At 59.5% G+C, this 12,338-nt stretch carries 9 protein-coding genes and 1 tRNA gene; 1 reads left to right on the forward strand and 9 read right to left on the reverse strand.

Features of this window, described 5'->3' with window-relative positions:
* Positions 1-286 precede the first annotated feature (286 nt).
* The gene (locus ABH945_RS13360; protein WP_429250793.1) at positions 287-3,442 is read right to left on the reverse strand and encodes an acetoacetate--CoA ligase; all 3,156 of its coding nucleotides are present in this window, start codon (positions 3,440-3,442) and stop codon (positions 287-289) included.
* A gap of 1,787 nt (positions 3,443-5,229) precedes the next feature.
* Here ABH945_RS13360 and ABH945_RS13365 point away from each other — a divergent pair.
* Positions 5,230-5,913 (forward strand): hypothetical protein, encoded by a 684-nt coding sequence (locus ABH945_RS13365; RefSeq protein WP_429250794.1) that lies wholly within the window; start codon positions 5,230-5,232, stop codon positions 5,911-5,913.
* A gap of 586 nt (positions 5,914-6,499) precedes the next feature.
* Here ABH945_RS13365 and ABH945_RS13370 read toward each other — a convergent pair.
* From ABH945_RS13370 to ybgC, 8 genes are all read right to left on the reverse strand, one after another.
* Positions 6,500-6,575 (reverse strand) — tRNA-Lys (locus tag ABH945_RS13370).
* 180 nt (positions 6,576-6,755) lie between these two features.
* Positions 6,756-7,505 (reverse strand): tol-pal system protein YbgF, encoded by a 750-nt coding sequence (gene ybgF / locus ABH945_RS13375; protein ID WP_074763112.1) that lies wholly within the window; start codon positions 7,503-7,505, stop codon positions 6,756-6,758.
* Positions 7,506-7,525: 20 nt separating this feature from the next.
* Positions 7,526-8,035, reverse strand: a complete 510-nt coding sequence (pal, locus tag ABH945_RS13380) for a peptidoglycan-associated lipoprotein Pal (protein WP_074763113.1) — start codon at positions 8,033-8,035, stop codon at positions 7,526-7,528.
* Positions 8,036-8,068: 33 nt separating this feature from the next.
* On the reverse strand, positions 8,069-9,361 hold the full coding sequence (gene tolB / locus ABH945_RS13385) for a Tol-Pal system beta propeller repeat protein TolB (protein ID WP_074763114.1): 1,293 nt from the start codon (positions 9,359-9,361) through the stop codon (positions 8,069-8,071).
* 140 nt (positions 9,362-9,501) lie between these two features.
* Positions 9,502-10,521, reverse strand: coding sequence for a cell envelope integrity protein TolA (gene tolA / locus ABH945_RS13390; protein ID WP_429250795.1), 1,020 nt, complete (start codon positions 10,519-10,521; stop codon positions 9,502-9,504).
* A complete protein-coding gene (tolR, locus tag ABH945_RS13395; protein ID WP_429250796.1) occupies positions 10,518-10,964 on the reverse strand; it encodes a protein TolR in 447 nt (148 codons plus the stop codon). The genes tolA and tolR overlap by 4 nt, the downstream gene beginning before the upstream one ends.
* Positions 10,965-10,974: 10 nt before the next feature.
* Entirely contained in the window at positions 10,975-11,652 is a 678-nt protein-coding gene (gene tolQ / locus ABH945_RS13400) for a protein TolQ (protein ID WP_012431821.1), read from the reverse strand.
* Positions 11,653-11,808: 156 nt separating this feature from the next.
* On the reverse strand, positions 11,809-12,285 hold the full coding sequence (ybgC, locus tag ABH945_RS13405) for a tol-pal system-associated acyl-CoA thioesterase (RefSeq protein ID WP_429250797.1): 477 nt from the start codon (positions 12,283-12,285) through the stop codon (positions 11,809-11,811).
* Between the last annotated feature and the right edge of the window lie 53 nt (positions 12,286-12,338).

Genomic DNA, 12,338 nt, shown 5'->3' on the forward strand with positions numbered 1-12,338 from the left:
TGAGATTTGCGCGATGAGAAGCCCATCGGCTCGCGCGGATCGAGTCTGGATTCTCGGCGCGAGTGTTCGCCGAGCTCGGTCCTCGCCGGAAATGGAAAAGACGGGCGGTTTCACCCGTCTTTTTATTGATGTGCTCAGCGTCTTCGGCAAGACGACCTGTTTCGCGGTATCGGAGTACGTTGCCCACTATCGTACCGCAGCAGGTGTTGCCTCGTTCCGTATTCAGCGGTAATTCGATATCGGAAACGCCTGTGCGGAGAGCGATCTGCTTCAGGCCGTCATGCTCTCAATGTAGTTCGCCTGCACTGACAAGGCATTCGTGGCTCGGGCTGAGCGACAGCGCCGCATCGAGTGCTGCGGCAACCGTATCCGCCTTCGGACTGGCGATCATGTCGCTATGGCCTGCCGCCACGTCGATGACCTTCAGCCCTCCGCGTGCTACCCGCCTCCACAACGGTAACGGATCGCCGGGACCCTCCGTTCGGATCAACGCGCGTACATACAGAATCGGCCCGGCGCTGTATCGCTTCGGCCGGTACGTGGCCATGGCGACCTGCATTGCCTTGCGGACGCGCAGCAGCATCGGCGGCAATCCGAGCGCATTGGGTTCGGCCCGGTGCGCCTGGTATCCCAGGCGTAGGCGTAGCCGGTCCATTGCCCCAACGACCTTGGCGGACATGTAGCGAATGCGCTGTGCCGGCGACATATCGCGGAACGTCCGCCATTGCTGGGCGACGTAGCGCGTTTCGTAACGCATCCACGCATTCCACGGCAGAAAATGCTCGCTGACATGCGTGTCGAGCAGACACAGTAATTCGATGGGTTCGCCTGCGCGATGGAGTTGCTGTGCAATCTCAAGGGCGATCAACCCTCCGAACGAGTAACCCGCCAGCGCGTACGGTCCGTGCGGCTGCAACCGGCGTATTTGAGCGAGGTAAGCGCGCGCCATCTCGACTACGTGCAGTTGCAGCGGCCCCTCGCCGTCGAGACCTTGTGCGTTGAGTCCGTACACCGGTCTTTCCGTTCGCAATGCGCCGATCAGCGCCCGGCACTCCATCACCGAGCCGGTGACACTGTGCGCGAGAATCAGCGGCGTTCCGCTGCCCGTGCGCATCAGCACCAGGGTGCCCGAGGTCGCGGTTGCAGGCCCGGCTTCCAGGATATCGGCAATCTGCGCGATGGTCGGCGCGGCCATCAGGTTCGCAAAAGAAAGCGTGCACCCGCTTGTCTCGTGAATATGGGTCGCCATCTCCGACGCGAGAAGTGAGTCGCCGCCCAGATCGAAGAAGTTATCGTCGCGGTCTATCGGCCCGAAACCGAACATGCGTTCCCATAGCGCCCGCAGGTACGACTCCATCTGTTCACGGGTGTTGCCGGGCGACGGCAACGCGCTGGCCGCTTCAGTCGACGAAGTTTGCCGGCGGATAGCGTCCAGACACTCGGGATTGCGCAGCGCCGCTGCGTTTCTGGCCGGCAGTCCGTTGAGCGCGTCGCGTGCTGCGGCTTCCGACGGCTTGCCGCTATGTGTGGTCGGCAGCGCGTCGACCGCAAGGATCAGATCCGGCACGTGCGAAGCCGAGCCGCGGCGAACCAGGTCACGGCGCACGCGCGACTGCAATGCGGCGGAAAGCTCAACGCCGCTTTGCAATACCAGCAGCAAAACGATGCCGCGACCGTGCGAGCCATCAGTCGTCATTGCGTTCGCGCGATGGCGGCCTGCATTGGGCGAGGCGTCCCCAGTATTAGAATCGACGACCATCGCCTCCTGTATGCCGGGAATGTCGTTCAGAATGCGATAGATTTCCGCGGGTCCGACGTTCACGCCTCCGACGTTCAGCACGCCGTCGACGCGTCCGTGCAGTCGCGCCGATCCCCGCGGCGTCAATTCGATCAGATCGCCGTGAGTCCAGACACCAGGATTAGCCGCGAAGTACGACGCGTGAAAGCGCGCCCCGTCGGCATCGCCGAAAAAACCGAGCGGCCGCGATGGAAACGGATTGGTGCACACGAGATGTCCGACTTCCACTGCCGGCTTGCCGTCTTTCCACGCCTGGACGTCGAGGCCGAGACTTCGGCATTGCGCTTCGCCCGCGTAGACCGGTAAGTTCGGATTGCCAAGTACAAAGCAGCCGACGATATCGGTGCCTCCTGAAATCGACTGCAGTGGCAGTGGTCCGACGTGTTCGCGCACCCAGTCGTACTGCGAGTCGAACAGGACCGCGCCGGTCGACAGCACCGCGCGCAATGCGGACAGATCGAATTGCTGCGCGGGCTCGAGTCCCACCTGCTCGCACATCTTCAGATACGCGGGACTTGTGCCGAACACGTTCGCCCGTTGCTGGGCCGCCAGCCGCCACAAAGTGTCGACCGTCGACAGCGGCCCGTCGTATGTGATGACTTCGACCCCGGATGCCAACGCCGAGAGCTGCCAATTCCACATCATCCACGCGCAACTGGTCTGGAAATAAAGCTTGTCCCCGGGGTGCAAGTCGGTGTGCAGTCGGTGCTCCTTCAAGTGTTCGAGGAGCGTGCCGCCGGCACCATGCACGATGCACTTTGGCTTGCCGGTCGTACCCGACGAAAACATGATGAATAGCGGGTGATTGAACGGGAAGCGGCGCCAGACGAAGTCGGCCGGATCGGACTGTGCAATCAGGGCGCCGAGGGAGTGGACCGGCAGCGTGACATTGTCCGGCAGCGGTCCGTCATCGAGACTAATAATGCCTTCGAGCGAAGGCATTGCCGATGTGAGGCTGGCGATGTTATCGGCGGGCGGCGTTCCCCTGTCGAACGTACGTGTTGCTGTGTGTGCGAACAGCAGTCTCGGAGCGAGCGGCGAGAAGCGATCGAGCAGTGCATCGGCGCCCATTTCCGGTGCCGCGCTTGCGACCGTAGCGCCAAGCGCGGCGACGGCCAGCGTGCTGACGACGGCCTGCGCATCGTTGCGCATGATCATTGCAACACGATCGCCGCTGCGCAAACCAAGACGTTCGAGCGTGCCGGCCAGACTGGCGACTCGCGCGCGTAATTCGCCGCGCGTCAGACATAGGGGCGGCGCGTCGACATGGCACTCGGAGAGGGCTGGAGCCTCGGCGCCGGCGGCATTGAAGCCGAGCAGGCAGTCCGCATAGTTCAGGTTCAGGCGAGGGAAAAAGCTCGCATGTTCGATCTCGTCGCCTACGCAGACGGGCTCAATCTCGCCCGTGATTTGTATATCCGCGCACCACTCGATCAGGCTGCGCCAGAAAGTTCGATATTCCCGTACCGAAAACTCATGCAGGCGCGCGTAATCGGACAGGGATAAACCAGTGCGCGCTTCCAGAACTGCGGCGAAGGCGCTCATTTGCGATGCGGCGATCTGCTCTGGTTTTGGTGAAAAGGCTGGCACACGCGAATTGATCCCGATGGGTGGGGTAGGGGAGGGGTGAGGGAGGAACGTCATATTTGGAGCTCCTATCAAGATAGATACCCCACGAGAAACGGGTGCATTCGCGCCCTGTTTAAAACGATTCCGTCGACGTCTGATCGAGTAGGCATCGAAGGTTCATCGAAGTGTTCATACGAATATACGAGCGGGTAAGGAGTTGAAATGTGCGGTAGCGAACTCTAAAGGAGGTCGTCCGGCGACTTCTCCCAGAGTCGTTCCGACATCTGATGACGCTTAGCAGGAACGGCGGGGGGGCGAGCGAGGCTCTGATCCATGACGAAGCGGTTCGGCATATCGAAAATCACGTTACCCCGCCGCTCTCGCGCGGTAGTTTTCGGCTTCGCGCTCCGAAACCCAGCTCCTGACGCTTTTCCGATTGATAACTGCTAATAAGTGTTGCATGCGACTATCTAATCGCCACTTGAGCCATTTCGGCATTGGCCCGCGTGCTTCGTCGCGTTACACCTGCTCCACCTGTCCTGCTTGCGCCCCCCGCCGGGCGGCTCTGCAGACTTCTTTCCCGCGCTTTCGTGGATACGTAGCCGCCCTGGATGAGGCCCGCAAGAAATGCTGGTTCATAAAGCGCAGTCAGTGTTTATAGGCACCCCCGCAGTATTAAGACCTTCGGCAGACTGTGGCTCGCTGGCGGAAGTTGCTACCAATTCCTTACGTCAGATTAATTAAGGATACAGAATGGCCTAGTAAAAACCCTGGATTTATTCTCGATTTCAAAGTTTTTGGAAAATCTGCTTACAAATAGAGATGGCTAGCGAAAAGCAACTGGCTTTTTCCGCCAATCGCTGACATTTTTTAACTGTTTGGTTAATGGTTGCGTTTAAAACATTTAGCTACATAAAGAGTCTGGATGAATGAGATTCATTTTAAGTCGTCGTATGTCTGGCTAATGCTGGTTTTTGGCGTAAGACGAAGAAGGTCGCGTTTTGCTATACAAAGCAAAGGGTAAGGGCCGCTAATGCATCCATTGTGTAACCCGATATTTTTTATTGATTATTTGTTCATACAAATGAATTTCGTTCTTATTAAATGTCACGCCGATAAACATAGCCGAGTGCGAACAAATAATAGTCGTTCTATTAGATTTAATTTTCATTTTTCCTTGGCGTATAAAATTTTTAGCGAAAATGGCAGGTTTTAAAACAATAAAAAGTTACAAACGTACATCATGTAACAACAACACGGTAGAATTTCCGCGGTTACATCAGGTAATATTATTGCCAGTCGATAACTATTACCGACTACGTTCAATGTCTCATCGGCCCGCTCACGGTCTCATCGAGACGTGACGCGCGAGTTGTTCCAGAAACTCTGGTTCCTCCAATCCGTAAGTTCGTCTTAATCCGCTGAGATGCCTTTTCGGAGCCGCCGCTCAACGCGCGCGGCTGTCGAGCGCTGGGTAGCGCAAACGTTTGCCACCCTCCTTTTTTGCGCTGGTATCCGCCTTAAAACCTCGCGTGCGGCTGATGTCGCAGGACCGGATTTGCACGGCCTATGCGCGCGACCCATTGGAAAGATTGATGTTTTCGAAGAACAACCAGGTTGAAAGCACTGTAGTCAATACAAAAACCGCAGTTCGTCGTAAGTTGCTTGGCTCCTTCGTCGCAGGCGGCGGCGCTCTCCTTCTCGCTGCGTGCGGTGGTGGCGGCAATAGTGATTCGTCTAATGCCGATGCTGTCGCCAATCGCGCCAAGGGCCGAAGCAATAGTAGATCCACGTCGTCGTCTTCCACGTCGACTGCTGCAGCGAGCAGCACCACCACGGCCGCGACGACCGATACTGGCACCATGACCGTGGCTCAGGCTGTCGCACAAATGCAGTTGCCGCATGAAGCGAATCCGAAGGGCGTGCCAATCAGTTATGACTGGGCCGCTGCGCCCTGCATCTGGCAAAGCACTCCGCCGTCCGGATTCACCGCGATTACCGGCTGGGGCCAGGTTCAGTTCGCGAACGGATCGGGCACCACAGCGGCCGCCGATGTCCTTCAGTTGCGCAATTTCAAGACCTACGTGCTGGATTCGTCCGGTGGTCTGACGCTGGTGCAGGATCAAGGCACGATCGCCGGCGCGCTGATGCTGCCGACCTTCGCGGATAACACCTCGTTTGCCACCGAGCTGACGAATTCCGGTGGGGTGACCACGGTGACGCTGAATCCTGCCGACTCGTTCCAGTTCTGGCCGTCGGACAGAACAACGCTTCCTGCGGGTGCGCAGGGTGTCATCACGACGTGTGAAGCAAAGATTGCCGCGCCGACCGGCACGACTGATCCCAATATCAATACCAGCTATATCATTTCGCTGGGCGCCGACTGGTGGCAGTCCCTGACTGCGGGCTGGAACAGCAGCTACAGCACTAACGCTGGTGCGGGTAACGGCCGTTTCATTTACCTGACCACGGATTGGCAGACCGTCAGCTTCACGACGATCCAGAATGCGTCGTCGACCCTGTCGGCAACGTCTTTCTCGGTGTAAGACTGTTTGGGTGGCGAACGCGCCACGTTGAATTGAGCCGCACCCCGGAACTCAGGCACTTGTCTGAGTTCCGGGGTGTTTTTTTATGGGTATGGAGCCGTAGTTCAGATGCTCGGCGGTCAACGGTGGCTGACGGGTGGTCGTGGCAGTAGTCGGGGGTCGGGGTTGGTGCGTGCGCGTGCCGTAGGCATGGAGCGGGTGGCAGGCGGAAAGCGGATGCGCGGCGAAGCAGCGTTTTGGGGTGACGGCGCGCCTGATCGCGCTCGCGGTTTTAACGGCTGCGGGTCAAATTGGAGAGATATGTCCACTGCGGGATGACATGTTGTCAGCACAATGATTGAGCCGGTTGGCCGGTTGAATATGGAGGGCGCGACTGATTCAGCTTCGAACTGGGCGGCTGCTATTGCGGTTGTTCCGTTGCCTTCTTCGAAAGCCGCTCAGGCGTCGTCAGAGTCAATATCAAGAGGTGCTGGAGCCTGAGTATCGCTATATCGCGATGGGCAGCCGAGACAAGGGTTCTACGAAGTAGAAAGAAACGGCGCAGAAACGAAAAAGGGCCCAGCGTGCGCTGGGCCCTTCGTATCTTTGGTAGGCCGTACGGGATTCGAACCTGTGACCAACGGATTAAAAGTCCGCTGCTCTACCAGCTGAGCTAACGACCCAAAAGAGAAGCGAGATTATATCGATAGCCTTTGGAGGCTGTCAACCCTTTGGCTTAACATTAGCTATCGATACTTCAAACAATGAAAAACCCGAGGTATGTCTACCCCGGGCTCTCCAGCGAGAGGCGCGCGTGACTATAGCTTCGGACACTGCGCGTTACTGCAACTACCTAACCGCAACTACTTGATCTGCGACAGCTTGCTCTGCGCTGTCTGTGCGACATCCGAGCCGCTGTACTGTGCGACGATCTGCTCCAGCGTCTTCTTGGCCGCAGCCTTCTGACCTTGCTCGAGCTGATTGTTCGCAATCGCCAGCAATGCTTCCGGCGCACGCGGATGCTGCGGATACTTCGCCACCACACCCTGCCAGGTCGCCGTCGAGCCCTTGTAATCGCGCAGTGCATACAGCGCGTTGCCGAGCCAGTACTGCGCGGTCGGCTGATAAGGACTGTCCGGATACTTGGAGATGAAGCTGCGGAACGACGCCGCCGCATTCTTGAAGTCGCCGCTGCGGAACTGCTGCGAAGCCGCATTGAACGAATCGGTTTCGCCCGGCTGCACCTGGCCCTGAACGCCATCCACCGTCTGTTGCTGCGGCTCGAATTTCTTCAGGCGCGTGTCCAGATCGGTGTAGTAGTCCTTCTGCTGCTTTTGCAGCGTGGTGAGCTGGTTGCCCATGTCCTCGTTCTGCCCACGCAACGTCGCGACCTGCTGATTCAGCTGATCGAGACGGTTGGACTGATCGAGGATCGTGCGCTGTGCGGCCGACAGCTGGCTCGACAAACTATCGGTCTTCGAACGCAGATCGAGAATGGCCTGACGGGCCTGATCGTCGTCGAAGATGCCTGCATGTGCGGGCACAGCCGCGAAGGCCGTGCCTGCGACACAGGCCGCTGCCGCAAACCGCGGCCAGGAGAAACGATGCGTCATTCGGCTCATCACCCGTTGACTTACTGTTGATACACGAGGTCGGCGCGGCGGTTTTGTGCCCACGACGATTCGTCATGACCGTCAGCTTGCGGCTTTTCCTTGCCGAGGCTCACAGCTTCCATTTGCGAGTCAGCAACGCCCATCAGCGACAGCGAACGGCGAACAGCTTCAGCACGCTTCTGGCCGAGTGCCAGGTTGTACTCGCTCGTGCCGCGTTCGTCGGTGTTGCCCTGGATCAGGACGTGACGTTGCGGGTGGCTCTTCAGGTATTGCGCGTGTTGTTGCAGCAGCGACTGGTAGTCGTCCTTCACCGAGTAGCTGTCGAAATCAAAATAGATGCTGCGCTTGGCGAGCGGGCTATTCGGGTCGTTCAGCGGGTCGACGTTGACCTGTGCGACATCGGTCGGGTTCGGTTGCGTCGAAACTGCACCGCCCTTGTTAGCGTTTTCGTCGAGCTTGACGCCCGAGTGACATGCAGCCAGCGCGCCGACCATCAATACAGCAAATACGAAACGAAGTTTGGACATCATTTTGGTTACTCTCCTTGTGTTATTGCATCAACGTTATTGCATAAACGGGCCCCAGGACGGCTCGCGCACGCTGCCGCCCTGAACGGACAGGACCTGCCGAGTGCGACCGTCGGTCGATACTGCGGCCAACACGCCACGGCCGTTCACCTGTGTGGCGTAAAGAATGTACTGACCGTTCGCCGCGAAGCTCGGCGATTCGTCATGTGTCGTGTCCGTCAGGCCTGTGGCTGTGTTGCCTTGCAGGTCCTGGATATAAAGTTTGAACCCGCCGCCGACGCGCGAGATATAAGCGAGCTGCTTGCCGTCCGGGCTCACGCGCGGGCTGGTGTTGTAGCTGCCCGTGAACGTGACGCGTTGCGCAGGACCTGCGCTTTCGCCCTGGATCGACATCTTGTAGATCTGCGGTGCACCGCCACGGTCGCTCGTGAAATAGATCGACTGACCGTCGGGAGAGTAGGTCGGCTCGGTGTCGATCGAGCTGCCTTGCGTGAGTCGGCGCAAGCCGCTGCCGTCTGCATTGACCGCGAAAATCTGCGTGTTGCCGGTGCGCGAAAGCGCGACGGCCAGCGTGCGTCCATCCGGCGACCACGCCGGCGCGCTGTTATTGCCCTTCTGGTCCGACACGACCACACGACGGCCCGTAGGCAGATCGTGGATGTAGACGATCGGCTTCTTCTTTTCAAACGAAACGTAAGCGACCTTGGTGCCGTCCGGCGACCACGCCGGCGAGATGATCGGCTCGGGGCTCGACAGCGCGATGTGCGCGTCCTGGCCGTCCGAATCCGAGATTTGCAGCTGATAACGGCCGCCCGTCTTGATCACATACGACAGACGCGTGGCGAACACACCGCGACCGCCCATCAGCTTCGCGTAGATGTAATCGGCGACCTTGTGCGCGCTCATGCGCAAACCGCTTGCCGGGCTCACCAGTACGAGGCCGCCGAGGCTTTCGCCCTTGACGGTGTCGTACAGCTTGAAGCGCACTTCGTATTGACCGTTCGGCAGGCGGTTCACGCTGCCCGACACGAACGCATTCGCGCCCTTGGCTTTCCAGCTGCCGAGGTCGACGGAATCGGTTTCCGACACCGGCGTGGAACCCGCGTCGATGTTCGTGAATTTTCCGCTGCGCTCCAGATCCTGACGCACGATCGTGCTGACCTGCTGCGGCGAATTCGCCTCATTGGCGAAATTCGCCGTGGCGATTGGAAACTGGGTGGACCCGACGCCCGTCACGAGTACGTTGAGTTGTGCGTTAGCTGCACCGCCAACGGCGATCAGGCACGACGCTACAAGTGTCCGCAGGCCTAGCTTGGTCATCAAACTCATGCTGTATGGTTTCCCCAAAAAACGGTTTTACTAACACTTCACGACAGCAGACAGACCCGAAAAGAACTAATTCGTTCCCGAGCGCGCCCCGCGAGCGGGGCGCCATATCTGCCGTCAACTGACAGTCAAACTTGCTGCAATCAACCTGCCGGGCGCAACGTGATCAGGAAACTGGTCGGCGTCTTGCCGTTGATGTCCTGCGGCATCGGGTCAGTCAGGTGCACGGCTCGCAACGCGGCGTCGTCCCATGCTGCGTTGCCGCTGCTGCGCGAGATGCTTGCATCCAGCAACGTGCCGGTCGGCGAACAGCGCACCGAGATCACGGTCTCCAGACCCGCCGTCTCGCCGCCCCACGAGATTTTCGGGCGAACCGCGCGACGCACCTTGTCCGCGTAACCCGGCGAAGTCGCCGTGCCACCCGAACCGCTGCCCGTGCCGCTTTTCGCCAGGCCGTTGCCGCTCGAGCTGTCACCCGCGCCACCCATCATCTGGGCGAGACGCGCGCGCCGCTCTGCATCCATCTTCTTCGCTTGCGCCGCAGCATCGGCCTGTGCCTTGGCCTTCGCTGCCTTCTGCGCGTCGGCCTTCTTCTGCGCTTCAGCTTCGGCCTGCTTCTGCTGCTGTTCCTGCTGCTGTTCTTTAAGCTGCTGCTTTTGCTGTTCGGCCAGTTGCTGCTGTTTCAGCTTCTCGGCCTGTTGCTGCTGTTGTTGCTGTTGCTGCTTCAGTTTCGCTGCCGCGGCCTTTTGCGCTGCGAGTTGCGCAGCCTGATCGGCGGCCAGTTGCTGCTGACGCTTCGCATCGGCTTCCTGCTGAGCCTGCAGTTTCTGCTGACGCTGCTGTTCAGCCAGTTGCGCCTGACGAGCCGCTTCCTGTTGCTGGCGTTTCTTTTCCTGCAACGCGATATCGGCCTGTTCGTCGGGCACCGGCGGGGCAGGGGCGACCGGCGCGGGCGGCGGCGGAACGGGACGCGGGATCGCCGTGTCGGGCACCTCGGTCCACAATTCCGCTTCCGCGCCTGCGGGCGTGCTGTTTTGCCACTGAATGCCGTGGTACAGGAAGAACCCGAGCAGCGCGTGCATCACCAGAGCGAACGCAAAGGCTCGCCCGGTGCCGCGTTCACGCGGTGGCTGGAGCGGGTATTCGGAATTCTTGCGGATCATTGCGATTTGACGAGCAATCCAACGCGCTTGACGCCCTGGCCTTTCAGCTCGGACATCACGTTCATCACGACTTCGTACTTGACGGTCTTGTCGGCGGCAATCACGACCGGCTGGTCAGGATGCGATGCCGCGCGGTTGGCGATAAAGCCGTTCAGATCCGCCTTCGTCATGTTTTCCTGCTGCTGCGCGCCGGAGTCGTCCTTGTATTTGACGCTCATGTTGCCGTCGGCGCGAATGTTCACGATGACGGGCGGCGTTTGCTGTTGCGGCGCGGCACCACCGACGGTCGGCAGATTGACGATCGACGGGGCGACCAGCGGCGCGGTCACCATGAAGATCACGAGCAGCACGAGCATCACGTCGATGTACGGCACGACGTTGATGTCGGCCATCGCGCGGCGCTGACGCGAGCCGCGCATGCTGGAGGAACGAGAGCCTGCCATCGTGGACTCCTTACTGTGCCTGGCGCTGCAGAATGTTCGAGAATTCTTCGATGAAGGTCTCGAAACGGATCGCCAGACGGTCGATGTCGTGCGCGTAGCGGTTGTAAGCCACGACAGCCGGAATGGCCGCGAACAGGCCGATCGCGGTGGCCGTCAAAGCTTCGGCGATGCCTGGCGCAACGTTCGCGAGCGTGGCCTGCTGAACGTTGGCGAGGCCGCGGAACGCGTTCATGATCCCCCAGACCGTACCGAACAGACCGATGTACGGGCTGACCGAGCCGACCGACGCGAGGAACGCCAGATTGGCTTCGAGCACGTCCATCTCACGCTGGAACGCGGCACGCATCGCGCGCCGTGCACCGTCGAGAATTGCGCCTGAATCGTTCAGGCGCTTCTCTTTGCCTTTCAGGAATTCGCGCATGCCGGATTCGAAAATTCGTTCCAGCGCGCCGATGGTATGGCGGTTGTTCGCAGCACTTTGATAAAGCGCCTGCAGGTCGCCGCCCGACCAGAAATCGCGTTCGAAGCGTTCAGTTTGCGCCCGCGCCCGGCGGATCGCAAACCACTTGCGGAAGATGAAAGTCCACGACAGCAGCGACAGCAACAGCAGCAGGGCCATGACAGCCTGCGCCAGCAGGCTCGCGTTGAGTACTAATGAAACGATCGACAGATCTTGTGTAGTGTTCATAAAGGTTCGTTTTAACGTCCCGGGAAGGGGGCGTCCGGCTGCAAGGTCACTCGAAGCTTGCCGTGAGCAAAACGGAAGCATCGGCGATATCGCAAGCCGAACCATGCTTGGTGTTGCTTGATCGATGCGAGTTCACTGGCCCCGTATCAACGGAGTTCAGGTGTGATTCGTTGACACGCCGCCGCCGACTTCCGGTCCGCGCCGCAAAGCAGCAAGAACCGGCGGAGGAATCGCGGTCGGGCGAAGCGCGATACGGTCGACACAGCCAATCCGGATTGTCCCTGTAGCAAGCAGCGTGCCGTCACGCCACGCTTCCTGCGTGAAATCCACCGAAGCTCGGCCAAGACGCTCGATCCGGCTGACAATTTTGACGATATCGTCAAGCCTGGCCGGCGCCCGATAGTCGACCGCAGTATTGCTGACAATGAAAATTGCGCCAGTTTCATCCGCCAGCCGGGCCTGGTCGACACCGCACGCGCGTAGCCATTCGGTACGCGCCCGTTCAAAAAATTTCAGGTAATTGGCGTAAAACACGATGCCGCCGGCGTCGGTATCTTCGTAGTACACGCGGATAGGCCACGTGTAGCCGATTTCCGTGCCAGGCTGGCTGGTCGAAATATTCATGCGGCGCATTTTACCGGAACGCACACCCCCGGGTCTGTTTCAAAGTGTGCGCCCCGTCTGGC

The sequence above is a fragment of the Paraburkholderia sp. GAS333 genome (assembly GCF_050435665.1).
GTDB classification, from domain to species: domain Bacteria; phylum Pseudomonadota; class Gammaproteobacteria; order Burkholderiales; family Burkholderiaceae; genus Paraburkholderia; species Paraburkholderia fungorum_A.

What these genes read in the sequence shown, in the direction of transcription:
- ybgF (WP_074763112.1), bottom strand. Translation starts at nt 7,505, where the DNA reads ATGACGCATCGTTTCTCCTGGCCGCGGTTTGCGGCAGCGGCCTGTGTC.
- tolA (WP_429250795.1), bottom strand. Translation starts at nt 10,521, where the DNA reads ATGATCCGCAAGAATTCCGAATACCCGCTCCAGCCACCGCGTGAACGC.
- pal (WP_074763113.1), bottom strand. Translation starts at nt 8,035, where the DNA reads ATGATGTCCAAACTTCGTTTCGTATTTGCTGTATTGATGGTCGGCGCG.
- tolQ (WP_012431821.1), bottom strand. Translation starts at nt 11,652, where the DNA reads ATGAACACTACACAAGATCTGTCGATCGTTTCATTAGTACTCAACGCG.
- ABH945_RS13360 (WP_429250793.1), bottom strand. Translation starts at nt 3,442, where the DNA reads ATGACGTTCCTCCCTCACCCCTCCCCTACCCCACCCATCGGGATCAAT.
- tolB (WP_074763114.1), bottom strand. Translation starts at nt 9,361, where the DNA reads ATGAGTTTGATGACCAAGCTAGGCCTGCGGACACTTGTAGCGTCGTGC.
- tolR (WP_429250796.1), bottom strand. Translation starts at nt 10,964, where the DNA reads ATGGCAGGCTCTCGTTCCTCCAGCATGCGCGGCTCGCGTCAGCGCCGC.
- ABH945_RS13365 (WP_429250794.1), top strand. Translation starts at nt 5,230, where the DNA reads ATGACCGTGGCTCAGGCTGTCGCACAAATGCAGTTGCCGCATGAAGCG.
- ybgC (WP_429250797.1), bottom strand. Translation starts at nt 12,285, where the DNA reads ATGCGCCGCATGAATATTTCGACCAGCCAGCCTGGCACGGAAATCGGC.